Annotated in this window: 19 protein-coding genes, 1 tRNA gene and 2 pseudogenes; 9 read left to right on the forward strand and 13 right to left on the reverse strand. The window is 68.8% G+C overall.

The features are described 5' to 3' along the window. Positions 1-91 precede the first annotated feature (91 nt). Positions 92-1,603 carry an MFS transporter gene (locus J4H86_RS17755; protein ID WP_236538919.1) on the reverse strand — a complete coding sequence of 504 codons (1,512 nt, stop codon included), beginning with the start codon at positions 1,601-1,603 and terminating at the stop codon, positions 92-94. Between the two features lie 388 nt (positions 1,604-1,991). Here J4H86_RS17755 and J4H86_RS17760 point away from each other — a divergent pair, with 388 nt between their 5' ends. Continuing rightward, on the forward strand, positions 1,992-2,978 hold the full coding sequence (locus J4H86_RS17760) for an LLM class flavin-dependent oxidoreductase (protein WP_269134480.1): 987 nt from the start codon (positions 1,992-1,994) through the stop codon (positions 2,976-2,978). A gap of 144 nt (positions 2,979-3,122) precedes the next feature. Here J4H86_RS17760 and J4H86_RS17765 read toward each other — a convergent pair whose 3' ends face one another. The 4 genes and pseudogenes from J4H86_RS17765 to J4H86_RS17780 all read right to left on the reverse strand — a co-directional run bounded on the left by J4H86_RS17765 (position 3,123) and on the right by J4H86_RS17780 (position 7,267). Next, on the reverse strand, positions 3,123-3,410 hold the full coding sequence (locus tag J4H86_RS17765; protein WP_236538920.1) for a MoaD/ThiS family protein: 288 nt from the start codon (positions 3,408-3,410) through the stop codon (positions 3,123-3,125). A 3-nt stretch (positions 3,411-3,413) separates the two neighbouring features. Then, a pseudogene (locus tag J4H86_RS17770) lies at positions 3,414-4,518 on the reverse strand (WD40/YVTN/BNR-like repeat-containing protein). A gap of 182 nt (positions 4,519-4,700) precedes the next feature. Continuing rightward, positions 4,701-6,353, reverse strand: coding sequence for an ABC transporter permease (locus tag J4H86_RS17775; protein WP_236538921.1), 1,653 nt, complete (start codon positions 6,351-6,353; stop codon positions 4,701-4,703). Continuing rightward, entirely contained in the window at positions 6,350-7,267 is a 918-nt protein-coding gene (locus J4H86_RS17780) for an ABC transporter ATP-binding protein (protein ID WP_236538922.1), read from the reverse strand. Before J4H86_RS17780 ends, J4H86_RS17775 begins: the two co-directional genes overlap by 4 nt. A gap of 97 nt (positions 7,268-7,364) precedes the next feature. Here J4H86_RS17780 and J4H86_RS17785 point away from each other — a divergent pair, with 97 nt between their 5' ends. The 3 genes from J4H86_RS17785 (at position 7,365) to J4H86_RS17795 (ending at position 12,428) form a co-directional block, all read left to right on the forward strand. Then, positions 7,365-7,901 carry a GbsR/MarR family transcriptional regulator gene (locus J4H86_RS17785; protein ID WP_236538923.1) on the forward strand — a complete coding sequence of 179 codons (537 nt, stop codon included), beginning with the start codon at positions 7,365-7,367 and terminating at the stop codon, positions 7,899-7,901. 501 nt (positions 7,902-8,402) lie between these two features. Then, positions 8,403-11,786, forward strand: coding sequence for an efflux RND transporter permease subunit (locus tag J4H86_RS17790; protein WP_236538924.1), 3,384 nt, complete (start codon positions 8,403-8,405; stop codon positions 11,784-11,786). A 189-nt stretch (positions 11,787-11,975) separates the two neighbouring features. Next, entirely contained in the window at positions 11,976-12,428 is a 453-nt protein-coding gene (locus tag J4H86_RS17795) for a hypothetical protein (protein ID WP_330932536.1), read from the forward strand. A 167-nt stretch (positions 12,429-12,595) separates the two neighbouring features. Here J4H86_RS17795 and J4H86_RS17800 read toward each other — a convergent pair whose 3' ends face one another. The 4 genes and pseudogenes from J4H86_RS17800 to J4H86_RS17815 all read right to left on the reverse strand — a co-directional run bounded on the left by J4H86_RS17800 (position 12,596) and on the right by J4H86_RS17815 (position 17,419). Beyond that, a complete protein-coding gene (locus tag J4H86_RS17800) occupies positions 12,596-13,615 on the reverse strand; it encodes a glycine betaine ABC transporter substrate-binding protein (RefSeq protein ID WP_236538925.1) in 1,020 nt (339 codons plus the stop codon). Positions 13,616-13,748: 133 nt separating this feature from the next. Beyond that, positions 13,749-14,762: a glycine betaine ABC transporter substrate-binding protein gene (locus tag J4H86_RS17805; RefSeq protein WP_236538926.1), complete on the reverse strand. Its 1,014-nt coding sequence runs from the start codon at positions 14,760-14,762 to the stop codon at positions 13,749-13,751. Positions 14,763-14,845: 83 nt separating this feature from the next. Then, positions 14,846-16,106: pseudogene (locus J4H86_RS17810) on the reverse strand (ABC transporter permease). After that, a complete protein-coding gene (locus tag J4H86_RS17815; RefSeq protein WP_236538927.1) occupies positions 16,106-17,419 on the reverse strand; it encodes a quaternary amine ABC transporter ATP-binding protein in 1,314 nt (437 codons plus the stop codon). The pseudogene J4H86_RS17810 and the gene J4H86_RS17815 overlap by 1 nt, the downstream one beginning before the upstream one ends. 455 nt (positions 17,420-17,874) lie before the next feature. Between J4H86_RS17815 and J4H86_RS17820 the strand changes: the two genes are divergently transcribed. After that, positions 17,875-18,474 carry a rhomboid family intramembrane serine protease gene (locus J4H86_RS17820; protein ID WP_236538929.1) on the forward strand — a complete coding sequence of 200 codons (600 nt, stop codon included), beginning with the start codon at positions 17,875-17,877 and terminating at the stop codon, positions 18,472-18,474. Here J4H86_RS17820 and dcd read toward each other — a convergent pair. Next, positions 18,468-19,055: a dCTP deaminase gene (gene dcd, locus J4H86_RS17825; RefSeq protein WP_236538931.1), complete on the reverse strand. Its 588-nt coding sequence runs from the start codon at positions 19,053-19,055 to the stop codon at positions 18,468-18,470. The two genes, J4H86_RS17820 and dcd, sit on opposite strands and share 7 nt — an antisense overlap. 88 nt (positions 19,056-19,143) lie before the next feature. Between dcd and J4H86_RS17830 the strand changes: the two genes are divergently transcribed. Continuing rightward, positions 19,144-19,217, forward strand: a tRNA-Gly gene (locus tag J4H86_RS17830). A gap of 619 nt (positions 19,218-19,836) precedes the next feature. Further along, entirely contained in the window at positions 19,837-20,964 is a 1,128-nt protein-coding gene (locus J4H86_RS17835) for an endo-1,4-beta-xylanase (protein WP_236538933.1), read from the forward strand. Between the two features lie 54 nt (positions 20,965-21,018). On the opposite strand, the gene J4H86_RS17840 is transcribed toward J4H86_RS17835, so the two are convergent. Then, positions 21,019-21,837: an SAM-dependent methyltransferase gene (locus tag J4H86_RS17840; RefSeq protein ID WP_236544082.1), complete on the reverse strand. Its 819-nt coding sequence runs from the start codon at positions 21,835-21,837 to the stop codon at positions 21,019-21,021. A 172-nt stretch (positions 21,838-22,009) separates the two neighbouring features. Continuing rightward, the gene (locus J4H86_RS17845) at positions 22,010-23,641 is read right to left on the reverse strand and encodes an acyl-CoA dehydrogenase family protein (RefSeq protein WP_236538935.1); all 1,632 of its coding nucleotides are present in this window, start codon (positions 23,639-23,641) and stop codon (positions 22,010-22,012) included. 136 nt (positions 23,642-23,777) lie between these two features. Between J4H86_RS17845 and J4H86_RS17850 the strand changes: the two genes are divergently transcribed. After that, the gene (locus J4H86_RS17850; protein WP_330932431.1) at positions 23,778-24,671 is read left to right on the forward strand and encodes an LLM class flavin-dependent oxidoreductase; all 894 of its coding nucleotides are present in this window, start codon (positions 23,778-23,780) and stop codon (positions 24,669-24,671) included. 74 nt (positions 24,672-24,745) lie between these two features. Then, positions 24,746-25,921 carry a hypothetical protein gene (locus J4H86_RS17855; protein WP_236538937.1) on the forward strand — a complete coding sequence of 392 codons (1,176 nt, stop codon included), beginning with the start codon at positions 24,746-24,748 and terminating at the stop codon, positions 25,919-25,921. Here J4H86_RS17855 and J4H86_RS17860 read toward each other — a convergent pair. Further along, entirely contained in the window at positions 25,872-26,393 is a 522-nt protein-coding gene (locus J4H86_RS17860; protein ID WP_236538938.1) for a PPOX class F420-dependent oxidoreductase, read from the reverse strand. The two genes, J4H86_RS17855 and J4H86_RS17860, sit on opposite strands and share 50 nt — an antisense overlap. Positions 26,394-26,509 lie beyond the last annotated feature (116 nt).

Here is a 26,509-nt window from a genome sequence, read left to right on the forward strand (position 1 = left end):
CGGGCGCGGCGCCGTGGGCGCGTCCTATCCACACCCTGTGGGCGCCCATCGCTCACCTGGGCCCAACGGACTACGCGCCCGTGGACATCCGTCAACTGGGCTCTGACTCGGCTTGCGTGCCGCGCTCGATGGGTGGGCCATCGACGGCGCAGTAGTAGTGGCGATCCGTCGCGCTCTCCGGGCACGCCGTTTCTCCGGATTCCAGCCGGTTGCGAATCAGAGCGGCGGCGAGGAGTCCGCCCGCGCCCACCATGACGGCGCAGATCACGATCGCGGTCCGGAAACCGTCGGCGAACACCGCGGGGTCCCGATAGCTCGTCCCCGACATGCCCGCCGCGAGCGGGAGCACCGCCACCGCGAGCAGGCCCGCCCCACGGGAGAGGGCGTTGTTCACGGCGGAGGCGATGCCGCTGTGACGCTCGGGAACCCCGGCGAGCACCGTCGCCGTGAGTGGTGCGACGGTCAGCGTCAGACCGACACCGAAGACCACCACCGCGGGCAGCACCGTCGTCAGGTAGGCCGCGTTCGTGTCCAGACGCAGGAAGAGCAGCATGCCGCCCGCCATCACCAGCGGTCCGAGACTCATCGGCAGGCGCGGTCCGATCAACTCGGCGAGGTGTCCGGCCCTGGCGGAGAACACCAGCATCAGACCGGTCACCGGCAGCAGGGCGGCGCCGGCCGCGAGGGCCGAGTACCCCGCGACCTGCTGCAGGTAGAGCACGACCAGGAACATCATCCCGCTCAGCGCCGCGTAGACCGCCAGCGTGACGACGTTCGCCGCCGTGAACTGCCGATTGCGGAAGAGGGACAGCGGAAGCATCGGAAAGCGAATCTTGGCCTGCACCAACACGAACACGCACAGGGCGACGACGCCGGCGACGAGCAGCGACACCTCCCCAACGCCGAACCCGTGCTCGCCCGCACTGATCATCGACCAGGAGAGGCAGCCCAGCCCCGCGGCGACCAACGCCGCTCCGGCGACGTCGAAGCGCGGGGGCGCCTCGGGGTCACGCGTCTCGGGTACGTGCCGAGCCGCCACCGCCACCACGATCACCGCCAGCGGAAGGTTCATGAAGAAGATCCACCGCCACGAGAGGGCGTCGATCAGCCATCCCCCCACCAGGGGCCCCATCGCCGTGGCGATGCCGGACAGGCCCGACCAGGCCCCGATGGCGCGCGCCCGGTCCCGCCGTACGAACGTCGCCTGCAGGATGGCGAGACTCCCCGGGGTCAGGAGCGCGCCGCCGATTCCCTGCAGTCCGCGGGCCGCCGACAGGAACTCCACCGTGGGGGCGATCCCGCACAACAGCGACGCGAGCGCGAACCAGATCACCCCCAGTTGGAACAGGCGGCGCCGCCCGAAGCGGTCCGCGAGCGAGCCACCGAGGGGGATCAGCGCGGCCAGCGTGAGTGTGTAGGCGTTGAGCACCCACTGCAGGCCGGAGATCTCGGCGTTCAGGTCCCGTCCCATGGCGGGAAGCGCGACGTTCACCGTGGAGGCGTCCATGAACGCCAGCCCGGAGCCCGTGACGGTCGCCAGGAGCACCCACCGGGCCCGTGGCGTCCCCCATTCGATCTGCGGATCCGCGCTCTGCGCCGACACGATCTCTCCCCTCCGCAAGGACGTGGTGAGCACCGGTGGCGTCCGGAGCACACACCCCCGGCCTCTCCGGACAGGCGTGCGGCGGCCCCGCTGCACCTTGGAATGCTAGCCCCGCTCCGCCGTTCCACCCCGGAGTAACACGGCCCGCTCGTCGGGCCTGGGCGCGATTGACCGCGTCGAGGCGGATGGGGGCGCACCCCCCACACGTTCGACGCGGCCGAATCCCGATGGGGGTGGAGAAATCATGGTGGGGGAGATCGGGGGTGGGGGAGAGGAGGGCGGCGGGTGGGAATCGCGGTGGGGTGGGCGCGGTTGTGATGAGGAGCGGTGTCGCGGCCCACCGGCGTGACGCCAGGCATGACCCCGTGGAGAAGGAAAGGTCGAGACCGTGACCGTACCCCTGTCGATTCTGGACCTCGCGCACGTCAATGAGGGGATGACCGTGCGGGACAGTCTCGACGCGAGCGTCGCCCTGGCGAGGACGGCGGAAGCGTCGGGGTACCGGCGTGTCTGGTACGCCGAGCACCACAACATGGCGACCATCGCGTCCTCCGCCACCAGTGTGCTGATCGCGCACATCGCCGCCCACACCGAGCGGATCCGGCTGGGCTCCGGCGGCGTCATGCTCCCCAACCACTCGCCGCTCACCATCGCCGAGCAGTTCGGAACCCTGGAGACACTGCACCCCGGACGGATCGACCTGGGGCTGGGGCGCGCGCCTGGCAGCGACCGCAACACGATGCGCGCGCTACGTCGTGACGTGACCTCCGCGGACGCCTTCCCCAACGACGTGGTGGAGCTTCAGGGCTACCTGACCGGCCACTCCAAGATCATCGGTGTGGACGCGATCCCCGGCAAGGACACCAACGTCCCGCTCTACATCCTGGGTTCGTCGTTGTTCGGGGCGCAGCTCGCCGCGAAACTCGGCCTGCCCTACTCGTTCGCGTCGCACTTCGCCCCCGCCGCCCTGGAACAGGCCGTCGCCGTCTATCGGGCGGAGTTCCAGCCCTCCGAGTGGTTGAGCGAGCCCTACGTGATCGCGGGGGTGAACGTCGCGGTCGCCAAGACCTCCGCGGAGGCCCAGGAGCAGCTCCACGTGGCGCGGCGGCGGATGGCCGCCCAGCTCCTCGGACGGGGGCGAACCCTCACCCCGGAGGAGGCAGAGGCCGCGTTGGAGTCTCCCGCGGGACAGCACGTCGCGCAGATGGCGGTCTACACCGGCGCCGGCGCCCCGGAGGAGGTGGTCGAGTACCTCGACTGGTTCGCCGGCCACTCCCGGGCGGACGAGCTGATCGTGGTACACCAGACCGGCACCCTGGAGGCCCGACTCCGTTCGGTCGAGCTCCTCGCGGAGGCGGCCGGACTCCCTCAGTGACGACTACGACCTGACGGCCCGGGCCGACCTCCCGCCAGGGCCACGGCGCCCAGTCTGGCGGGTGGCCGACTGACCAGTAGTTCTCCGGCCGGCGCTGGTGCCGGTGGAGTCCGCCGACACCAGCGCACCGCCCGGTCGGTTCCGTCAGCCCCCCGCGACCGACGGGAGCACCCGCACCTCGGTTCCGTCGGGGACCGGGGTGTCGAGGCCCTGGAGCGCGCGGCACTCGTCGGCGTCGACGAAGACGTTGACGAAGCGACGCAGCGCTCCGCGCTCGTCCCGGATCCGCCGGTCCAAGCGCGGGTGGGCGCGGGCGACCTCGTCCAGTACGGAGCGCAGCGGTACCCGTGGTTCGGAGAACGACACCGCGACGCGCGCCGCGCCGTCGGCGTCGCGCCGCAGTGACTGCGGAAGGATCACGTCGGTTCGCACCTCCTACACCTCCACGGCCCGAACGCACAACACGTCCGGCAGGTGCTGGGCCACCGTCGTCCAGGACGTGTCGCCGTCGACGAGTGAGAACACGTCGCCGGAGCGGGTGCCGAAGTAGAAGCCAGGAGTGGAGGCGCCGTCGGTGCAGGCGGCGTCGCGCAGCACGATGCTGTAGTACGGGTCCGTCGGGAGCCCGTCGGTGATCGCATGCCACGAGGCCCCACCGTCGTCGGTGCGGTGCGCCTGCAGATGGTTGTGCGGCGGGAGGTGTACTCCCTGACTGACGACGGAGAAGTTGAACGCGGTCGCGGGTGTGTGTGGATGGGTGACCATGGCGAACCCGAAGTCGCTGGGCAGCCCGTCCGCGATCGACGTCCACCCGGCCGCCGGGTCGGACGTGCGGTACACCCCATGGTGGTTCTGCAGGTAGAAGTCGCCGGCCGCGTCGACCGCGATCTTGTGGACACACTGGCCGTACTCCGGGTACTGCTGGTCCTCCGGGAAGAACCCCGCGCTGATGCCGGCGTTGGCGGGCTGCCACGAGACGCCGTCGTCGCGGGACTGGTACACGCCGCCGGTGGACATGGCGACGGTCATGCTCCGCGGGTCGGTCCCGGCGGCCGATATCCGACCGGGGATCACCGTGTGCAGGCACGCCCCACCGGCGCCGGGGAACCAGTTCGCGCGGTGGGGGTGGTCCCACAGGCCGCGGACGAGTTGGAAGCTCTCGCCGCCGTCGCTGGAGCGGAACAGCGCGTGCGGCTCCACGCCGGCGTACACGGTGTTCGGGTCGTCACCGAAGGCGAACTGCCAGGTGCGGATCAGGGACGTCGGTGTCCTCCGGGAACGCGATCGGTGCCTGTTCGGGTTCGCGCCACGTGCGGCCGAGATCGTCGCTGGACCACACGCTCGGTCCGAAGTGGCTGCCCTCCGCCCCGACCAGGACGCGCCCGGAGTGCGGATTGACGCCCACCGCGTAGACGGCGGAGACCGACGCCCACCCCTCGTCGTCGATCGTGAGTGGTTCGGACAGCCGCCAGGAGCGCCGGTCCTCGCTCGTCGCGGTGAAGATCCCTTTGCGGGTGCCGATGAGCAGTAAATATGCCATGACTGTTCCTCCCAGTGAGCAGTGACGTACCCACTGTCCTGCACATTGATGACACGGCGTGGGAAGACACAGCACCGGAGGTCCGTGGTCGGGCGATCGGTGGGTGAGGAGGTGGTCACGGAACGAGTGTGGGGGCGACGGCCATGCCGTCGCCCCTGGGCTTGCGATGTCGTGTCGGCGACTCACCCTGAGGCGACGTCCCGCCGGGAGATCCCCCAGAAGCCCACGGCCATGAGCGCGGCGGCGATGCCGCTGAGCCACAGCAGGGGCGCGACGGAGAGGTCGCCGTCCGTCGCGTTGGACACCTGGACGAACGGGGAGACGTCCATCGCCTCCTCGGGCAGGTCGAAGAGGCCCGCGAACATCGCGACGAAGAAGAAGTAGGCGTAGGGCACCCACGCCAGCGCGACGAACCGCGGAAGGACCCCGTGGAGCGCGAAGGTGAGTCCCGCGAGCACCGCGAGGGCGGGGACATAGGCCAGCATCTCCCCGGTCGCGTTGGCGATGTGGGAGCTCTCGTCGGACTGCGCCGCGGCGGCGAGGCCCGTCCCGAAACCGGTCACGACCAGGATGGCGACGCTTCCCACGACCGATACGGCGAGGTGGCTGCCCGCCCACCGCCACCGCGCCACCGCCGCGGCGAGGAGCGGTTCCGCCCGGCCGGCGGTCTCCTCTCCCCGGGCACGAAGTACGGCCTGGATGGTGAACGCGGCGATGATCAGGGATATGAACCCGAGGTAGAACCGCAGTACCTCCTCCGCGGCTCCGGTGCCCGAGCCGAACATCTCCTGGAACACCTCCATGTCGGCGAGCTCCTCACCCTCCTCGACGAGGACCGCGCCGAGTGGCACCGCCGCCGCGAGCACGATGGCGGTCCAGGCGATGGCCGACCCCCGGTGCAGCCGGACCGCGAGCGCGAGCGGGGACCGCAGGAACCGCGACGCGGCCGCACGGCCCCGACGGGGGCGGAGCAGCGCCGCGCCGAAGTCCCGGCGCGCGTTGAGCACGAACGCGATCAGGGCGAGGATGAGGGCGAGCCCCACCAGGGCGAACGCGGGCCACCATTCCTCACCGGCGTAGGGGCGCATGCCCTGGCTCCAGGCGACCGGTGACCACCATCGGAGGTCGCTGTCCTGGATGTCGCCGATCGCGCGGACGAGGAAGGTGAGTCCGAAGACCGCGCCGGCGAGCCCGGCCGCCGTGCGGCCGAACTCCGAGACCTGGGCGCAGACGGCCGCGACTCCCGCGACGACGACGCCCAGCAGGGCGAGGGACGCCCCGAACGCCAGGGACCCCTCCCAAGCGAGATCCATTCCCCCCAACCCAAGCGTGATCAGCGCGCCGGTCAGGAGGTTCGCGGCGACGACCACGATGAACGCGGCGGCGAGGGGCGCCGCTCGGCCGACGACGCCGGAGCGCACCAGCTCCCCACGGCCGCTCTCCTCCTCGGCCCGGGTGTAGCGGACGAGAAGGAACAGGCTCATCAGCGCGAAGAGCACGATCATGGTCGCGCTCAACTCGTTGACGAGGAGCGGGCCGATGTCGTTCGGAGTCGCGTTCTCGACCCCGTAGCCCGGGCTGGTGAACACGACGCCGACCGGATTGCCGGTGACGACGGCGATGCGCAGGTCGATGTCGGTCTGTGTCGGGTACAGGTCGGAGAACGCGGGAGCGGTCCCGGTGACCGTCGCGGTGAGGGCGATGATCCACACCGGGATCCGGACCCGGTCGCGCCGCAGGATCAGACGCACCAGCGACCCGGTGCCGGCGAGAGGGGAGCGTGCGCCGACCGGCGCGTCGGCGCTCCTCGGCGACGTGCGGGTGGCGGCGCTCATCGGGACTCCTCCGGACCACCGGCGGGTGCGGCGGCCTCGTAGTGACGCAGGAAGAGCTGTTCCAGGGTGGGCGGATGGCTGGTGAGCGCGCGGATCCCGAAGCCCATCAGGTGCCGGATCGCCGGGTCGAGGTGTTCCCCGTCGACGTCGAACCGTACGGAGGTCTCGCCGTCCTGTTTCAGGTCGTGCACGCCCTGGAGCTCGCTGGTCCCGGTCACGGGGCGTTCCGTCTCGGCGATGACCGTGGTGCGGGTGAGGTGGCGGAGGTCCCGAAGCGTCCCGGACTCCACGGTGCGACCCGCGCGGATGATGCTCACCCGGTCACACAGGGCCTCCACCTGGGCGAGGATGTGGCTGGACAGGAGGACGGTGCGTCCGTCGCCGCTCTGTTCGCGGATGCACTCCTGGAACTGCTCCTCCATGAGGGGGTCCAGTCCGGAGGTGGGCTCGTCCAGGACGAGGAGATCACCGCGGGAGGCGAGGGCGGCGACGATGGCGACCTTCTGCCGGTTCCCCTTGGAGTAGGTTCGGGCCTTCTTACGGGGGTCGAGTTCGAACCGCTCGAGCAGTTCCTTGCGGCGTTTGGGGTCCGCGCCGCCGTTGAGTCGACTGAGCAGGTCGATGCACTCGCCGCCAGAGAGTCCCGGCCAGAGGGTGACGTCACCGGGGACGTAGGCGAGGCGCCGGTGCAGCGTGACGGCGTCCCGCCACGGGTCACCTCCGAGGAGGGACGCCTGTCCGCTGTCCGCCCGCAGCAGCCCGAGGAGGACGCGGATCGTCGTGGTCTTCCCGGCTCCGTTGGGGCCGAGGAAACCGTGCACTTCCCCTTGCTCGACCGTGAGGTCGAGTCCATCCAGGGCACGGACGTGCCCGTAGCTCTTGGTCAGCCCGCTGACCGAAATCGCAGAGATCATGGGCTCAACATACATGAATTTCACAAATGTGTGAAGTGTAGAAAATCAATGATGACTGTAAATTGGATAGAGTCGTGCGGGAGACATGGAGGTGTCCTTGAGCAGCGATGGCCAGGAGTCGGCGGAGAGCGCGACCAACGCCGCCGACGACGCAGTGCTGCGGGCCGTGGAGCGCTTCGCGATGATGATGGAGGAGATGGGCCTGCAGCGGATGCCGGCCCGCATCTTCGCGTTCGCGCTGATCGACGACTCCGACCGCTACACCGCCGCCGAGTTCGCCGAGGCCCTGCGCGTCAGCCCCGCCGCCGTGTCCGGGGCGGTGCGAACCCTCGTCCTCATGGGGCTCCTCGGCAAGGAGCGCGAACCCGGCTCGCGCAGCGACCAGTACCGGATCTACGACGACGACATCTGGCGCGCCATCACCATGAACATGCTCCCCCTGCTGGACCGGGCGGCCCAGGGTATCGACGAGTCGATGGAGGCACTGGCCGGACACGAGCCCGGCGCCCGGCGCCTGCGGGAGAGCCAGGAGTACTTCCGGTTCATGGCGGCGGAGTTCCCCTCCCTGGTCGACCGGTGGCACGCCCATCGCGAACGGATGTTCGGACCGGACTCCACGACGCCGGGATCCTGAGCCCACGGCGCCACGACGGGTCCGCCGCGTAGGCGGGCGCCCCAGGCACGTCGCGGGAATCCCACCGACGTTGACCGCGTGACCAGGTGGGCCACGGCGCCCGGTCGGCCGGGTCCTCGGGGTCGCCGACGCGTCGTGCGGCCCCGTCGTCGGGTGGGTCACGACGGACAGTAGTCTGTGCCGGGGTGATTCGCACCCTTTGTCGCCGCATGGTCTGTCGGCGTTGTTCGTCCTGGTCTCGTGGTGTCACGACCACCGCATCCCGGGGACCGGTGATCCCCCGTAGGTCGGATTCAGGGGTTCCCCTACATCGAAAGTTCAGGTCCCGGGGTCGTTCTGGGCCCTCCAAAGTTGGCCCGGATTTCGGTCCATAGGGGGGCGCCCGCGACATGTCTCGTTGGAGACCATGAGGAACGCTGCACCGGATTGTGCCGAAAACGTCCACGCGAACAGGAGGAATGGACGGATGACACTCATACCCCGCACCAGAGAGGTGGCACGGTGGAACGGCTAGCGAAGATCAGCCTGGCTAACCGGATGCTGGCCGCGCTCCTGACCGTCGTGGTTGTCGTCTTCGGTGTCATCGCCACCATGGCGATGCGCGTGGAGCTGTTCCCCTCGATGGACGCTCCCGGTGCCGGTGTGATGGTGACCTACCCAGGCGCCTCCCCCGAGGTCATGGAGAGCGAGGTCACCCAGCCGATCGAGGACGCGATCGACGGCCTGGACAGCCTCGAGGACCTCACCTCGGAGTCCAGCAACGGCTTCGCCTTCGTCACCGCCTTCTTCGACCTCAACAGCGACGTCGACGAGGTCGTCGACGAGGTCCGCTCGAGCGTCAACGGGGTCCAGGCCAGCCTGCCCAGCGACGCCGAGGTCGAGGTCATGGACTTCAGCGGGGGCGACGAGGCCAACATGGTCATGGCCCTCTCCGCCGCCTCCAGCGAGGACACCGACACCCTCTCGTCCAACCTCAACGACTACGTCGTCCCCGAGATCGAGGCCCTGTCCGGCGTGGACCGGGTCGAGGTGTTCGGTGAGCGCCAGGAGATCCTGCGGATCGACCCGGACGAGGACGACCTCGAGGACGAAGGCCTGTCGACCGCCGACATCTCGCAGGCGCTACAGGACAGCGGCCTCGTCATCCCCGGCGGCACCCTGACCGAGGGCGACCGCTCGCTGTCCGTCAACGTCGGTTCCGCGTTCTCCTCGCTGGACGACGTCGAGGACCTGTACATGATGCCCCAGGGGGGTGCGGCCCCCGAGATGGAGGCCATGCCGCCCGGCGCCCCCGCGCCCGCGGAGCCCGAAGCGGTGCGCCTCGGCGACGTCGCCGACGTCTCCTGGGGAAGCGCCGACGAGCAGACGATCAGCCGCGGAAACGGTGCCGACGCGCTGGGCATGATGGTCTACAAGGACACCGAGGCGAACATCGTCGAGGTCTCCCACACGGTGCGCGACGCCATGCCCGACCTGGCCGACGAGCTGGGCACCGGCGGCGACCTCTTCGTCACCGTGGACACGGCACCCTTCGTCGAGGACTCCATCGACGGCCTCATCGAGAAGGGCCTGGCCGGCCTCGGCATCGTGATCCTGCTGATCCTGGCCTTCCTGCTCTCGGTGCGCACCACGATCGTGACCGCGGTGTCCATCCCGCTGTCCCTGCTGATCGCGATGATCGCGCTGTGGCAGAGCGGCCACACCCTCAACATGCTCACCCTCGCCGGCCTCACCGTGGCGATCGGCCGGGTGGTGGACGACTCCATTGTCGTCCTGGAGAACATCAAGCGGCACCTGTCCTACGGCGGGGAACGGATCCCGGCGATCCTGACCGCCGTGCGCGAGGTGGCCGGGGCCATCACGTCGGCCACGCTGGCGACCGCGGCGGTCTTCCTGCCGATCGCGTTCCTCGGCGGCATGATCTCGATCTTCTTCCAGCCCTTCGGGCTGACGGTCGCGATCGCGCTGCTGGCGTCCCTCCTGGTCTCGCTCACGATCATCCCGGTGCTCGCGTACTGGTTCGTCCGCAGCAGCGAGGTCCCCGAGGAGGAGCGCGAGCGTCTCCGCCAGAAGGAGGAGGAGAAGGAGCGGCGTTCCTGGCTTCAGCGCTCCTACATCCCCGTCCTGCGCGCCGCCACCAAGCGCGGCGAGAGCGGCTGGAAGACGTGGCGGCGTTGGGCCGTCGTCGGGGCCGGTGTCGTCATCCTCGTCGCGACCTTCGCCATGTCGGGGTCCCTGCGCTTCGTCCTGCTCGAGGACGACGGCCAGGACCAGGTGATGATCAACCAGGAGCTGCCGGCCGGCACCTCCCTGAGCGCCACCGACGACCAGGCCCGCGAGGTCGAGGCACTGCTCGAGGACTTCGACGGTGTCGAGGCCTACGAGACCACCGTGGGCAACGACGGGTTCTCCGGCGGGACGAACACCGCGGCGTACTACGTCACGCTGGACCCGGACCTCGACGTCGACGAGACCCGCGAGGAACTCGAGAACGAGATCGGCGACCTCCCGAGCGACGCCGGTGAACTCACCGTCGGCTCCCTGATGGGCATGGGGGCGGCCGGGGCCGAAGGTGACCCGACGGCGGACGTGCGGCTGCTCTCCGAGGATTCCGCCGCGCTGGAGGAGGCCGCCGACGACGTCTCCGCGGTGTTGGAGGACATCGACGGGGTCACCGAGGTCACCAGTGACCTGACCGAGGAAGAGCCCGGCATCGAGATCACGCCGATCGCCGACGAGGCGGCGGAGCACGGGCTCGACGAGCAGCAGATCGCGATGGCCGCGCAGTCCGCCTTCGACGGGTTGGAGGCCGGCGCGGTCCAGGTGGGCGGCAGTGAGCGCTCAGTCGTCATCGACACCGGGGACGCCCCGGAGACCCTGGACGAGCTGCGGGAGTACGAGATCCCGTCCGCGGCCGGCATGGTCGAGTTGGGCGACGTCGCCGACGTCGAGGAGGTCGAGCGCCCCACCCAGATCGTCCGCAGTGACGGCGAGCGCAGCATCACGGTGAGTGCCACGGTCGCCGGTGACGCCGACCTGCAGGCCGTCAGCATGGAGGTCATGGACGAGGTCGAGGACATGACCCTCCCCACGGGGGTCAGCACCGACCTCGGTGGTGACGCTGACGAGCTCAACGAGGTCATGACGGACATGGGGATCGCTCTCCTGACGTCCATCGCCCTGGTCTTCGTGATCATGGTGGCGACGTTCCGGAGCGTCGCCCAGCCGCTCGTGCTGCTGATCTCGGTGCCGTTCGCCGCGACCGGTGCGCTGGCCGCGCTGCTCCTGACGGACACGCCGATGGGCCTGCCGGCCATGATCGGTCTGCTGATGCTGGTCGGGATCGTGGTCACCAACGCCATCGTCCTCATCGACCTGATCAACCAGTACCGGCGTGAGGGCATGTCCCTGCAGGACGCGGTGATCGAGGGTGGTCGCCAGCGGGTTCGGCCCATCCTGATGACGGCTCTGGCCACCGTCGGCGCGCTGGTGCCGATGGCCCTCGGCCTGGGAACGGGCAGCGTCTTCATCGCCCAGTCCCTCGCCATGGTCGTGATCGGCGGTCTGGTCAGCTCCACGCTGCTCACCCTGCTCATCCTCCCGGCGATGTACATGAGCCTCGAGGAGGGCAAGGAGCGGCGGGCCATGCGCCGCGCCGCGCGCCGGGAACGGCGGGCGGAGAGGCGCGCCACCGCGGGTGGCGACGGCGCCTCGCACGGCGGCTACGGTGAGCCGGGCAGTGACCTGGGTGACAACCGTGGGGGCGACACCGATGGCGGTGGCTCCGACGGGGGCGGCTCCGGCGGGGGAGACCCGCGGGAGGACGGCCCGGAACCGACCGGACCGCGTGCGGATGAGCTGGAGCCTTCCACGAGCGACCGGTAGATAATCCCTGGTCAACAGGGCAGGGGCGACCGCGCAACCTCCTGGCGCGGTCGCCCCGCTTTGTCCGGCATGGTTCACTCGTACCAGAGCTGTCAACACGGTAAGGTCGTGTTCTCTCCCAGTCTCCTCCGCAGCGAAGCGGTGTGTTAGAGAGGCCTTTTCGTGTCAGCGTCGGAACTGCTCCGCATGGTGTGTCCCTTGGCTCGCAAGCACGTCGAGATGTGGGGTGGAGGCCTGCTGCTGGTGGGCGCACTCGTGCTCGCCGTGCTCAATCTCGGCGTCTGGGGCAACCTCGCGGCCCTCGCGGTGGGGATCGGCGGCGCGTTCCTCGTCTGGCACGCCTCCCGGTACAAGGCACCCGTGCTCGAGGTCGACGCGGTCGAGTTCCGCTACCGGCGCGGACGCTACGTGGTGCGGATCCCGTTCCGCGAGGTGGGCTCGTACTACATCGTCGACGGCCGCGCCCCCTCGCTCGGCATCTGTGGGCCGTCGGGCCAACCCCGGATCTTCCCCTCCGTCGAGGGGCGTCGTGCCCGCCGCCCCTACCTTCCGCTGACCGGCTCCACGTCGCGGGCGAAGGTCGAGGAGTTCATGAGCGTGGCCGGGATCCCGGAGCGACAGCAGGCCCTCACCGTCGACTGAGGCGCCCCACCGCGGGCGCACCGCTTTGGCGGCCCGCCTCGGCGGCCCGGCCCCGCACACGACGAAGGGACCGCCCCGGTGTGGGACGGTCCCCGCGTTCACAAGCGATCCTCCGGACGCAGGTGGCCCTGTGGGCGTGCCGGCGTCACCGGAGGGCGGGAGGCGGTCTAGAACTCCAGCCCCTCAGCGTCGTCGCCGAGGGTGCGCTCCAGAACCTCGGGGTTGTCCGCCAGCCACTGGCGGGCGCCCTCCTGCGGGTCGTCCTCGTACTCGTCGAGGGTCATGTACTCGAGGTCGCCGAGCTCTTCGTCGTTGAGCTCGAAGTTGTCGAGCCAGTTACGGAAGTGGGGGAAGTCCTCGCTGAAGCCCTCCCGCGCCACGGGGTCGGTGGTCTCGGCCTCGCCCATCATGCCGCGCGGGTCCTCGAGGTCCTTGAGGTCGTACTGGGCGTAGGCGATGTGCGGCCGCCACAGGGTGACGACGATCGGCTCCTCCGCGGAGTAGGCGGAGTCCAGCTCGGCGAGCATCGCGGCGGTGGAGGACTCGACCTGCTCGTAGTCGTCGAGGCAGTAGCCGGGGATGGCGTGGTCCTCGGTGGTGCGGAAGAGTCCGGAGCCGGCCTCGATCCCGACGATGCGGTTGTCGAACAGCTCGGCGTTCTCGCGGAGGTCATCGATCGTGTTGATGTCCTCCATGTACTCCGGCACCGACAGCGTCAGCCGCGCGTTGTCGTACCACGGGGTGAAGTGCTCCATGTTGTCGCCGTGCTCCTCCCAGTAGTCGCCATGCGTCTGGGGAAGCCACATGTCGACGTAGAGGTCCAGGTCGCCGTTGGCGAGACCCTGGTAGACGGGGGCGATGTCGAGCTCGGTGATCTCCGGCTCGTAGCCCTTCTCCTCGAGGATCACGTACCACATGTTCGTGACCGCGATGGCCTCCTCCCAAGGGACGAGGGCCAGGTTGATCTCCTTCTGGTCCTCACCCTCCGGTTCGACCGGGTCGGTGAACGGCGCGTCGAGGTCACCCGCGTCGGGCGGTGCGACGTCGGTCTCACACTCGCTGGCGGCCGTGTCGTCGTTCTCGCCGCCGTCGTCGGTCAGGTCACCGTCGCCGCCACAGGCCGACAGCATCAGTACGGAACTCAGACCAGCGGCGAAGATGCCAAGGCGTCGATCCAACACGTGCATTCCTCATTTCCTCAATCCCGACCCACCGAAGGGGTGAATCGCGAAGGGCCGCCCCAGGCGTGGGACGGCCCTTCGTGTTACTGCTGTGTCCGCGTCACCTCAGGTACGCGCCGCGGACCGGTCGTGGGACGGTCTAGAACTCCAGGCCGTCCGCGTCGTCGCCGAGGGTGCGGTCCAGGAACTCCTGGTTCTCCGCGAGCCACTGGCGGGCGCCCTCCTGCGGGTCGTCCTCGTACTCGTCGAGGGTCATGTACTCGAGGTCGCCGAGCTCCTCGTCACTCATCTCGAAGTTGTCGAGCCAGTTACGGAAGTGCGGGTAGTCCTCGCTGAAGCCGTCACGCGCGACGGTGTCGATCGTCTCCGCGCCGCCCATCATGCCGCGCGGGTCCTCGAGGTCCTTGAGGTCGTACTGGGCGTAGGCGATGTGCGGCCGCCACAGGGTGACGACGATCGGGTCCTCGGCCTGGTACGCGGTGTCCAGCTCGGCGAGCATCGCCGCGGTCGAGGACTCGACCAGCTCGTAGTCGTCGTCGAGGCAGTAGCCCGGCATGGCGTAGTCCTGCGTGGTGCGGAACAGGCCGGAACCGGACTCGATACCCACGATGCGACCGTCGAACATGTCGGCGTTCTCGCGGAGGTCGTCGATGGAGTTGACGTCCTCGACGTACTCCGGCACCGTCAGCGTGAGGACGGCGTTGTCGTACCAGGGGCCGATGTGCTCCAGGCTGTCGCCGTAGTCCTCCCAGTAGTCCACGTGGGTCTGGGGCAGCCACAGGTCGAAGAACACGTCCAGGTCGCCGTTCTCGAGGCCCTGGAAGACCGGGGCGACGTCGAGGTCGGTGATCTCCGGCTCGTAGCCCTTCTCCTCGAGGATCACGTACCACATGTTCGTGACCGCGATGCCCTCTTCCCACGGGATGAGGCCCATGTTGATGGACGTCTCGTCCTCACCCTCCGGTTCGACCGGGTCGGCGAGGGCCGCCTCGACGTCGCCCGCCTCCGGCGGGTCGACGTTCGGTTCACATTCGCTGGCGGCTTCGTCGTTCTCGCCGCCGTCGTCGGTCAGGTCACCGTCGCCGCCACAGGCGGACAGCATCAGCACGGAGCTCAGCCCCGCGGCGAAGATGCCAAGGCGTCGATCCAGCATGCGCACTTCCTATCTTTGTTTGGGCGAGCACCGTACGGGGCGGTGGCTCGTTCGGTCGTGGTCGCGTCGGAGATGTCGAATCGTCACGCCGCGGCCCCTTCCGCTCGGGCTCGGGGGGACTTCTTGGTCACGGCGGCGGTGAGGCGGTCGAGCAGGATCGCGAGGACGACCACCGCGATACCGGCCTCGAAGCCCAGAGCGCCGTCGTTGCGGGAGATCCCCTGGTACACCTGGCTACCGAGACCGCCCGCGCCCACCATTCCGGCGATGACCACCATCGAGAGGCTGAGCATGATGACCTGGTTCACGCCGGCCATGATGGTCGGCATGGCCAGTGGGAGCTGGATGCCGGTCAGGATCTTGCGCTGCGGGGCACCGAAGGCCTCACCAGCCTCCACCAGTTCCTTGTCGATCTGCCGGATTCCCAGCTCCGTGAGGCGAACCCCGGGCGGCATCGCGAAGACCACGGTGGCCACGACACCGGGGACCGACCCGATGGAGAAGAAGAAGATCGCCGGGATCAGGTAGACGAACTGAGGCATCGTCTGCATCAGGTCGAGGATCGGCTTGACGATCTTGCTGACCATCGGCTTGTACGCCGCGAGGACACCGATCGGGATCGCGATGATGACCGCGATGAGGCTGGCCACCAGGACGAGCGACAGCGAGGCCATCGCGTTGTCCCACTGCTGCACCGCCGCGACGATGAACAGCGCGATCGCGGAGAACACGGCGAGCCCCCAGCCCGCGACCACCAGGGCCAGGGCGCTGAGCAGCAGCAACATCAGCAGCGCGCGCGGGTCGTCGACCAGAATGGGGAAGACCAACCAGCCGAGGATGATGGTGGCGAGCCAGCCACCGGTGATGACCAGGCTGTTGCGCCACTCCCGGGCCCGCAGTTGGCCGCGGTGGAGTACGAGCAGTACCACCGTGGCGATGAGCAGTGCGAACGGGATGACGAAGTACGCCTCCACGTGCGACTGGTTGAACAGGCTCATCGCCCAAAGGAACAGGAACGGCGGCAGACTGTTGATGATCAGGTTGCCGAGTTCGAACAGCGCCTGGCCGAGGTAGAGCACCACGCCCGCGACGATGACGCCGATGGCGGGCCCCCGCCACGTCCGCAGCAGCGGAACCAGCAGGAGCAACACCGCGATCAGGGTGAGCTGGCCAGCCCCCGGGGTCGACGAAGAAGTCCTCCAACGTCGAGACCGACCAGGAGACGCCGGTCCGGACGCCGTCGAAGAACCAGCCGAAGGTGCTACGCAGCCAGTTGTTGAATGCTTCGAATCCCGCACCGATGGGGAACCGGGGCGGAAAGTCGATGAGTGCGCTCGCGCTCATCACTTGTCATCCTCCTCGGTCGTGGTGTGGGTGGCGTCGGCCTTGGCGCCGTCCTCGGCACCGTCGGTCTCGACGGCGACCTCGGTCGCCTCCATCGGGGCGGCCACGAGCGTCGCGGCGTCGGGAGTGGTCTCGACGTCCTCGGGAGTGAGGGCCGCGAGAAGGGTGACGCGCGGGATCACGCCCACGAGCCGCTCGTTCTCGTCCACGACCGCCAGGGGATAGGGGCTCTCGGCGGCCTGGTGGAACAGGTCGGCGACGGCCGTGTCCGGGTGGACACGTTCGACGTCGGTGTGCACCAGGGAGTCGAGGCTGGTGACGCCCTTACGGACGGCCTCACCGATGGCACCCTGCAGGACGACGCCGACCAGCTTGCGGTCGCGCTGCACCACATAGGCGGCGGCTGTCTGGTTCTCCCGCATGGTGCGCAACGCGGCTCGTGGGCCGCTCTTGGGCGCGACCACCGGGATCGGCGGCTCCATGACCGAGGCCGCGGTCAACACCCGGGTCCGGTCGACGTCCTCGACGAAGTTCGCGACGTAGTCGTTCGCGGGGTCGTTGAGGATCTCCTCGGCCGTGCCGATCTGGGCGACCCGCCCGTCGCGCAGCACACAGATCCGGTCGCCCAGCCGCATCGCCTCGTTGAGGTCGTGCGTGATGAAGACGATCGTCTTGCCCAGCGTGTTCTGGAGTTCCAGGAGCTGGGTCTGCATGTCGCGGCGGATGAGCGGGTCAAGCGCGCTGAACGCCTCGTCCATCAGGATGATGTCGGTGTCGGCGGCGAGAGCGCGGGCGAGACCGACGCGCTGCTGCATGCCGCCGGAGAGCTGGTCGGGGTAGTGGTTCTCCCACCCCTCCAGGCCAACCAGGGCGAGCGCCTCAGTGCCCCGCTCCAAGGCCTCAGCCTTGGGCACATCGCGGATCTCGAGGCTGTAGGATGCGTTCTCCACGACAGTGCGGTGGGGGAACAGCGCGAAGTGCTGGAAGACCATGCTGACCTTCTCACTTCGCACCGCACGGAGCTCGCGTGGGGCAAGAGTGGTGATGTCGACACCGTCGATCTCAACGTGGCCGGACGTCTGGTCCAGCAACCCGTTGAGCATGCGGATCAGGGTTGACTTCCCCGACCCGGACAGGCCCATGACGACGAAGATCTCACCCGCCTTGACGTCGAACGAGACGTCGATGACGGCCGCGGTGACGTCAAGATCGCTGATCGTGTCCCGATGTCGCCCGTCGGAAAGGAGTTCAACGGCCTTGTTGGCGCGTTTGCCAAAGACCTTGTATAAGTTCTGAGCACGTACTGCTGGCACGGTCTCCTCTTCGAGTCTGATCCGGAGGGCAGGGGCCGTAGCGCCGCACGTGCCGCTCCACTATCGCTGTTTACGATTGCCGCCGAGGCAGCGTCTCGGCGGATAGTTACTCTGCGTAGGTGCTCCCTGCGCTTCCGTGGGATGGTGCGAATCGAGTAGCAACCATATCGGCGCAGGTGTGAACGTGCCTCTCCAGCGATAACGGCGCCATAACACGGATACCCGTATCTTGATCGCAAGTAACGGTGTGCTCCCGAGAAACGCACCATCCGTCGGCTAATAATGTGATTTGCACCACATGTGTTGACCTATGGGCTGATTCTCATAGTTCGAGCCTGGGAAACACTTGCCAGGTCGCTGACGTTTCTGGGTGCGTCGAGGGGCTCTGACCGGCGCCTTCCGGGGGGTCCCACGATCACCGGATCGGCCTTGTGGGCCTTGGGTAGAGTCAAGACGTGGCAAGTTCTCGACTACGTGCGGTCCTACTGGTCCTTCTGCTGGCCGCCGTCATGTGGGTCGTCCACCTGGTGAACTGGCTGTCCGGCAGTGCGCTCACCATGCGCCATGGCATCTACCCCAGAGCCACCGACGGCCTCACCGGAATCCTGACCGCCCCCTTCCTCCACGGCGACTTCGCCCACCTGATGGCGAACTCGGTTCCGCTACTGGTGCTGGGGGCCCTGGTCGCCTTCAGCGGGTTGGGTCGTTTCCTCGGCGCGTCACTGATCATCATCCTGGTGAGCGGAGCCGGCGTGTGGCTGCTCGGCCCCACCGCGGTACCCACGGTCGGGGCGAGCGGGCTCGTCTTCGGGTACTTCGGCTATCTGGTGCTGCGGGGGCTGGTCGAACGCAAACCCCTCGACCTCGCGATCATGGTCGGCGTCGTCATCCTCTACGGCACACTCATCTTCGGTGTGCTGCCCGGCGACGAGGGCATCTCCTGGCAGGCACACCTGTTCGGCTTCATCGGTGGTCTCGGGGCGGCGTGGGCGCTGCCCAAACGCACCCCCGCCGTCCAGCCGAGTCCCGGCTACGGGAGCTACGGCCGCTACTGAGCCTCGGTGACGGCGGAGCGGCTGAAGTTCAGGTAGGACCGGGACGGTGTCGGGCCCCGCTGGTTCTGGTAGCGCGAACCGTAGCGCGCCGAGCCATAGGGGTGCTCCGTGGGCGAGGACAGGCGGAACAGGCACAGTTGACCCACCCGCATGCCCGGCCACAGTTTGATCGGCAACGTGGCCACGTTGGACAGCTCGAGAGTGACGTGCCCGGAGAACCCGGGGTCGATGAACCCCGCCGTCGAGTGCGTGAGCAGCCCCAGCCGCCCCAGCGAGCTCTTCCCCTCCAACCGGCTCGCGATGTCCACCGGCAGGGTCACGACCTCGAAGGTGGACGCCAGCACGAACTCACCCGGATGCAGGATGAACGGCTCGTCCGGGGCCACCTCGATCATGCGCGTCAGGTCCGGCTGCTCCACCGACGGATCGATGTGTGGGTACTTGTGGTTCTCGAACACCCGGAAGTAGCGGTCCAGCCGCACATCGATGCTGGACGGCTGAACCAGCCCCGCATCGAACGGCGACACCTGCACACGCCCGGCATCGATCTCGGCACGAATGTCACGGTCAGAAAGAAGCACGTCCTGAAACTACCGCGAACTCGGTACCGTCGACTCCCACTCTCCGCTAAGATGGTCCACGCCGAGGGGGTAACGCCCTCTTGACCGCGCGGATGTAGTTCAATGGCAGAACTTCAGCTTCCCAAGCTGATAACGCGGGTTCGATTCCCGTCATCCGCTCCACGCAGTAGAAGGCCAGGCCACCCCGGACATCCCAGAGACCTGGCCCTTGTCGTTTCCGGACCCGTCACACACCCGCGTGTCCGCGGCAACTGATTGACTTCGATCCCGGTTCGTTGAGGTCTCCCTCCCGGAGACGAGACTGAGAGACAGCGAAGTCCCTTGGCCCATGGCGACACGGTCGACGAGGTGTCCCGGTCCCGTGCGGAACTCGCGTGGCATCGGCGAGAGTACGGCGACCTCGACGACGACACCTTGGACAGTTGGGACGCCTTGGTGGGGACCCTTCGCCACCGGCGGTTCGCGGACGCCACCACCGAGTGCCGGACCGTGGTGCGTCTGAGCAGCGCGTTCTGGGGACCACTGGGGACCAGAGCACGCGCAAACACGGGGGCGGCGTTTCGTGTTCGCCGAACTCCTGCGCGCGCGGAGCATGCTCGTCGAGGCGGCGGCAGAGCTCGAGGGGGTGAGGGTCGTTGACTCGCGGCTCCCCGCGCTGGGGCCGGTCGGTGGTGGGCCGTACCGGCGGCGTTGACCCTCGGGCTTGCAAAACTTTAGGCTCAGTAACTGCAATGTTTCGATAAATTATCGAAATTTTCGGAACTGAGTTGGGAGCCCCCCGATGCCCGAGATTCGTTCCGCTTCCTTTCGTAGTGGTGCCGCCGCGCTGGTGGTGCCGTTGACGCTCGCGGTTGTCGCCTGGGCGCCGCATGGGGCGTACGCCTCGGTGGACGAGACCCGGAACCAGCAGGACACGTTGCGCGACGCGGCGCCCGAGGGGTTGGTGATTGGAACCGCCGCCGCTGGTGGTGGGCACCACGCGGACCAGGACTACCCCGATCCCTTCACGCATGACCAGGAGCTGCGCGCCATCATGCCGGTGGAGTTCAGCTCGTTGTCGCCGGAGAACCAGATGAAGTGGGACCACCTGCGGCCCGGTCCCGACAGCTTCGACTTCGAGGCGGCGGACGCGATCGTCGCCTTCGCCGGTGCGGCGAACCAGGACGTACGCGGTCATACGCTGCTGTGGCACAGCCAGAACCCCGACTGGGTGGAGCAGGGCGACCACTCGCCGGACGAACTACGCGAGATCCTGCGGGACCACATCACTGCCGTCGTCTCCCGATACGCGGGGCAGATCGACCAGTGGGACGTCGCCAACGAGATCTTCGACGAGTCCGGCGCCCTGCGCACGCAGGAGAACATCTGGATTCGGGAGCTCGGACCGGGGATCGTCGCCGACGCGTTCCGGTGGGCCCACGAGGCCGACCCGTCGGCGCGGCTGTTCCTCAACGACTACAACGTGGATGGCGTCAACGCGAAGTCCGACGCGTATTACCAGTTGGCACAGGACCTCCTGGCCGACGGAGTTCCTGTGCACGGCTTCGGCACTCAGGCGCACCTGAGTCTGCAGTACGGCTTCCCGAACGACCTTGAGCAGAACCTGCGGCGTTTCGCAGACCTCGGTCTCTCCACGGCGATAACCGAACTCGACGTGCGCATGCCGCTGGCGGACGGTCAGGAGCCAACGGAGGAACAGTTGGCACAACAGGCCGAGTACTACCAGTCGGCGTTGGAGGCCTGCCTCGCCGTCAGCACGTGCGACTCGTTCACGGTGTGGGGCGTCACCGACCAGTACTCGTGGGTCCCCCACACTTTCGAGGGTGAGGGCGCCGCGACCATCATGACCGACGACTACACGCCCAAGCCCGCCTACTACGCACTGCTGGAGACCCTCCGCGACGCCTGACCCACGGAGGTGAGGGCGTGGTTGGGGATGCGCCCCAACCGCGCCCCTCGGCGTTCACGGCTTGCGCGCGACGCCGCCGTGCTCCATGAAGCGTCGGTCCTTGGCGGCGGCGCCGAGGTGCTGGGCGATCGCCGGGTCGACGGGATTGAGCGGGGGTTGGTGCGGGTCGGGGCGCCACTGGCCGATGTCGACGAAGCCTGGGGCGACGGGCTCGAGGCCACGCAGGAAGTGGCGCACCTGGTCGGGGGTGCGCGTCTTCCAGGGCATTCCGCGGTCGGTGGCGAACGCGCTCATTTCCGCGGCGGTCTCCTCGTCTGGTGACGCGATCTGGGTCAGAGCGACGTAACTCCCCGATGGAAGAGCGTCGATGTAGGCGCGGACCATGGCGTCGGCGTCGGCGTCGTCCGGAATCGAATGCGGGACGGACAGGAACAGCACGGCCACCGGTTGGCTGAAGTCGAGGAGGTGCTGGGTGTCCTCGTGGTTGAGAACCGCGTCCGTCGTGGTCATGTCGGCGGCGATGAACGCCGTCGACTTGTCGTCGGCGAGCAGGGCGCGGCCGTGGGCGAGCACGATGGGGTCATTGTCGACGTAGACGACGCGTGCGTCCGGCTGGAACCGCTGGGCGACCTCGTGCACGTTCTGTTGGGCGGGGAGCCCGCTGCCGAGGTCAAGGAACTGACGGATCCCCGCCTCTTGGGCTAGGAAGCGCACCGCACGGTAGAGGAACAGCCGGTTCTCCCGCGCGACGTCGAGGATCTCGGGAAAGTCGTTCAGTCCGGTTCGGGCGAACTCCCGGTCCACCGCGAAGTTGTCCTTTCCGCCCAGTCCGTAGTCATAGACACGGGCGGGGGTGGGCCGGTCGGTGGGGATATCCGGGGGGGGGAGGCGTGGGGTCCAGACATGGGGGGCTCCGGGGGGGGGGCGTTCTCTGGTGCGTCCGTCGGTCACCCTAGACGGGAGGCGGCCAAGATCACCATGCGGAAAGTCCGCTTTGGCGCCGGTTTCGTGCACAGGACAGCCCCTCTCCGGTGCCGCGCGACGATCATCCGAGCCTGTAGGCGCGCTCCAGGAGGGACCGGGTCGCCAGGCCGGTGGGGAGGGTTCCGAAGGTGGCGGGTGGTGCCTCGGCGAGGCGCGACGCGCAGAAGGCGTCGGCGACCACGGTGGGGGCGTGGCGGACCAGGAGGGAACCCTGGAGCACCGTCGCCATGAGGCCCACGACGCGGCGCGCTCGGTACTCGGCGTCCCGTGGGTCGCCCAGTTCGGTGCGTAGCCGGGCGACGGCGGCGTCCAGACGCGGGTCACCACCAGCGGCATGGCCCACCTCGGTGAAGTAGGCGTCCACACACTCCGGTTCGCGGGCCATGGCGCGCAACACGTCCAGTGCCGCGACGTTCCCAGACCCCTCCCAGATCGAGGACAGCGGGGACTCGCGGAACAACCGCGGCATGCCCGACTCCTCCACGTAGCCGTTCCCGCCGAGGCACTCCAGCGCTTCGGCGGTGTGGGCCGGGGCCCGCTTGCACACCCAGTACTTCGACACGGCGAGACCGAGTCGCCGGAAGAGGGCCTCACCCGCGTCCCCGGCCGTCGCCCGGTCCACCGCGCTGGCCAGCCGCAGCCCGACAGTCACGGCCGCCTCCGCCTCGATCGCGAGGTCGGCCAGCACGTTCTCCATCAACGGCTGGTCGACGAGTCGGGTGCCGAAGGCGCTGCGGTGCGTGGCGTGGTGCGCGGCTCGCGACGCCGCCTGGCGCATCGTGGCGGCGGAGCTGAGCAGACAGTCCAGCCGGGTGGCGTTGACCATCTGGATGATCGTGGCCACCCCACGCCCTTCCTCTCCGACCAGCCACCCTCGGGCGCCCTCGTACTCGATCTCGGCGGAGGCGTTGGAACGGTTCCCCAACTTGTCCTTCAGCCGTTGCAGCCGGATCGGGTTGCGGGTGTCGTCGGGGAGGACCCGGGGGAGCAGGAAGCAGGAGAGGCCGCCCGGGGCCTGGGCGAGGGTGAGGAACAGGTCGGACATCGGGGCGGAGGTGAACCACTTGTGGCCGACGAGGGTGTGGGTGCCGTCCCCCGCGGGCGTCGCGGTCGTGGTGTTGGCCCGTACGTCGGACCCGCCCTGTTTCTCGGTCATCGACATCCCGGCGATCAACCCCCGCTTGGTGCTGGGTTCGCGGAGACCGAAGTCGTAGACGTCGGACGTGAGCAGCGGTTCGTAGCGTTCCGCGAGCTCCGGGCTGGTGCGCAGGGCGGGAACCGCCGCGTAGGTCATGGAGATGGGGCACAGGTGACCGGGGTCGGTCTGCGCCCACACGTACAACTTGGCGGCGCGTGCCACGTGGACGCCGGGCCGATCGTCGCGCCACGGCGCCGCGTGCACTCCGGCCCTGACGGCGGTGGTCATGAGGTCGTGCCAGTGCGGGTGGAACTCGACCTCGTCGATCCGGTGACCGTACCGGTCGTGGGTGTGGAGCACGGGTGGTGACTCGTCCACCAGCCGGGACCAACGCTGCACCTCCTCGGTGCCGGCACGCCGGCCCAGCGTTCGCAGCTCGTCCTCGGCCCACCCGGCCCCCGCGCGGCGTAGCCCCTCAACCAGGGGTGGGTCGGCAGCGACGTCGTGGTCGACGAGCGGTGGCGGCTGGTTGGTGATCGCGTGCGTGGTCGACATCGTGTTTCCCTTCACTGTGGAGGGTGTGTCGGCGCGAACCGGGTGGCCGCCCCTCGCGAGAGTGATCCAGTGAGAGGCCGGTGGATGGGGGCGGAGTGGCGTCGCCGCGTCGGCCGTGGAGCGGAAAGGACGGATGATGGCTGACTACGGACGAGAGGTCCAGTTCGGCGTGTTCCCCTCGCCCAAGGCGGACTCGTTCGACCGGATCATGGAGATCGCGTCGATGGCCGACCGGGGGCTTGACCTGATCGGGATCCAAGACCATCCCTACCAACGCCGTTTCCTGGACACGTGGTCGCTCATGGCGACGATACTCGCCCGCACGCACCAGGTACACGTGTTCCCGGACGTGGCGAGCCTGCCGCTACGTCCGCCGGCCGTGATGGCGAAGGCGGCGGCGAGCATGGACGTCATGTCCAACGGTCGGTTCGAGCTCGGCTTGGGGGCGGGTTCGTTCTGGGAGGCCATCGGCGCGATGGGGGGACCCCAACGTTCCGGGGCCGAGGCCGCCTCCGCGCTGGAGGAGGCGGTGCGGGTGATCCGGCTCATGTGGTCGCAGGAGCGGTCGGTGCGTTTCGACGGCACGCACTACCAGTTGAACGGGGTGCGGCCTGGGCCGGCCCCCGTGCATCCCATCGGTATCTGGCTGGGGGTGTTCGGGCCGCGGATGCTGCGCCTGTTGGGGCGCGAGGCCGATGGCTGGGTCCCGTCGTCCAGCTATGTGCCGCCGGCGGTGCTGCCCGACAAGCACGTGCGCATCGACGACGCCGCCGCCGACGCCGGGCGGGACCCGGCCACGATCCGCCGTGTCTACAACGTCATGGGGACCATCACGGAGGGCGCGTCCCGCGGCTTCCTGGAGGGACCCGTGGACCAGTGGGTCGAGGAGTTGACCGAGCTGGTGGTCGAGTACGGCATGGACACGTTCCTCCTCGCCGCCGAGGCCGACGACCCGTTCCAGATCCGCGTGTTCAGTGAGGAGGTGGCTCCTGCGGTCCGGTCAGCCGTCGCGGACGCACGGCGAACCTGACATTGAGTTCACTTGGCTCAACAAATTTGATATCAGGGGTTGCGTGTGGCGGGGCGAGTGCGCATGCTGGCCCCATGGATGACGTGATTCGCGACTACGCGTTGTTGGCCCTACGGGCGGAGCGCGCCGCGCGCGCGGTGGACGGGAGCCAGGTCGCCTTGGTGTACCGAGGGCCGGCGGAGTGGTCGCACCAGGTGCGCGACGAACCGGAGCCCGACGTGCGGCAGCTCCGTGACGCCGCGGAGGACCTCCTCGCCCGGACGCGCGACCTCACCGGACGGCGGGGTGTGTGGCTGCGGGAGCAGGTCGGCGGTCTGTACACCACCGTCCGGTCGTTGGCGGGGGAGCACCTGACCCTGGAGGAGCAGGTGCGGACCGGCCTCGGACTCGAGCCGGAGTGGATCCCCGACGAGCGATTCGAGGAGGCCTACGAGCTGCTCGACGAGGGCCTGCCCCGCGGCGGGGGTTCACTGTTGGACCGCGTGAACGCATGGACCGCGGCACACTCGATCCCCGCGTCGGAGTCACACCGGGTCGTCGGCCTCGTCGAGCGGGCGTGCCAGGAGACGCAGCGGCGTACCCGCCGGTTGATCGACCTTCCGGACGATATCGAAGTGGACTGCCAGTTCCTGCCCGGGCCGTTCCGCGGACTGCACCACGGCGGACCCCGGGGAACGATCTACGTGGACGGAGACCAGCCGTTCAACGTCGCAGACCTGTTCTACACGGTCGCCCACGAGGGCTTCCCCGGCCACATCGCCGAGTTCATGCTCCGCGAGTCCCACCTGCCGGACCGGCCCGAGGCCCACGTCCGGATGATGCCCGCCCCCGCCTTCGTCATCAGTGAGGGCCTCGGTCTCCACGCGCAGAGCCTCGTCTTCCCCGGAGACGAGGCGCAGCGCTGGCTGGTGGACAATGTCGACGAGGTCCGGCCGGACGGCAGTGACCACGCCAAGATCCACCGCGCCCGCACCATCCTCTGGGGCGCGTGGGCGAACGCGTCACTCCTCAAGGCACGTGGCGCCGACGACAGCGAGCTGCGCGACTACCTCGCCACCCACGCCCTCGTTGACGACGCCGCGCTCACCGTCGCCGCCGCCTATCTCGGGCCCTACATCTTCGCCTACTACAACGGCTGGCGTCTCCTGGAGCCCCACGTCGCCGACCCCATGTTCGTGCGACGCCTACTCACCGACCAGGTCACACTGGCGGAGCTGACCGAAGCGGAGGCTGGCGTCCAACAGGAATAACGTCGCGCGGCGCGTTACGTCCAGGCGGGAACCCGCCGGTGGCGACCGGGGACCATCGCGTGGGGCGCACCCGGATGAGTGACTTCCCCTGCCGACGCATCGCGGCACGGTACTCGTCCCAGTCCGGGTGCTCGCCGGAGATACAGCGGAAGTACTCGACGAGCGGCTCCACCGCCTCCTCGCCGTGGAGTACCTCGGCGTCGCCGTCGATCTGGACCCAGGGGCCGTCGAAGTCGTCGGAGAGGACGACGACCGACACCCGGGGGTTCCGCGCCGCGTTCACCGTCTTCGCGCGGTCGGGGTAGGTGGACACGACGACGCGTCCGTCGGTGTCCACGCCGCAGACCACGGGTGAGGCCTGCGGGGTCCCGTCGGACCGGGTGGTGATGAGGACGGCGCGGTGCCGGGTGCGGGCGAACTCCAGGAGAACGTCCAGGTCCACGGCCGTGTTCGTCGCGATTTTCGGAGCCATCCGGCCAGCGTAGCCCGGGTCCGAGTCGGCGACGCGGTCGGCGTTCCACTCTGTCTTCCGGCCGATGTGCCCACGTCACAGCGTGGCTACCGTGTGTTTCCCCCTGGTGCGAAGGA

The sequence above is a fragment of the Spiractinospora alimapuensis genome, assembly GCF_018437505.1.
Classification (GTDB): Bacteria; Actinomycetota; Actinomycetes; order Streptosporangiales; family Streptosporangiaceae; genus Spiractinospora; species Spiractinospora alimapuensis.

Excerpts from the sequence above, each read along its gene's own strand:
- J4H86_RS17775 (WP_236538921.1), bottom strand. The coding sequence starts at position 6,353 with ATGAGCGCCGCCACCCGCACGTCGCCGAGGAGCGCCGACGCGCCGGTC.
- J4H86_RS17780 (WP_236538922.1), bottom strand. The coding sequence starts at position 7,267 with ATGATCTCTGCGATTTCGGTCAGCGGGCTGACCAAGAGCTACGGGCAC.
- J4H86_RS17800 (WP_236538925.1), bottom strand. The coding sequence starts at position 13,615 with ATGCACGTGTTGGATCGACGCCTTGGCATCTTCGCCGCTGGTCTGAGT.
- J4H86_RS17805 (WP_236538926.1), bottom strand. The coding sequence starts at position 14,762 with ATGCTGGATCGACGCCTTGGCATCTTCGCCGCGGGGCTGAGCTCCGTG.
- J4H86_RS17835 (WP_236538933.1), top strand. The coding sequence starts at position 19,837 with ATGCCCGAGATTCGTTCCGCTTCCTTTCGTAGTGGTGCCGCCGCGCTG.
- J4H86_RS17845 (WP_236538935.1), bottom strand. The coding sequence starts at position 23,641 with ATGTCGACCACGCACGCGATCACCAACCAGCCGCCACCGCTCGTCGAC.
- J4H86_RS17850 (WP_330932431.1), top strand. The coding sequence starts at position 23,778 with ATGGCTGACTACGGACGAGAGGTCCAGTTCGGCGTGTTCCCCTCGCCC.
- J4H86_RS17855 (WP_236538937.1), top strand. The coding sequence starts at position 24,746 with ATGGATGACGTGATTCGCGACTACGCGTTGTTGGCCCTACGGGCGGAG.
- J4H86_RS17860 (WP_236538938.1), bottom strand. The coding sequence starts at position 26,393 with ATGGCTCCGAAAATCGCGACGAACACGGCCGTGGACCTGGACGTTCTC.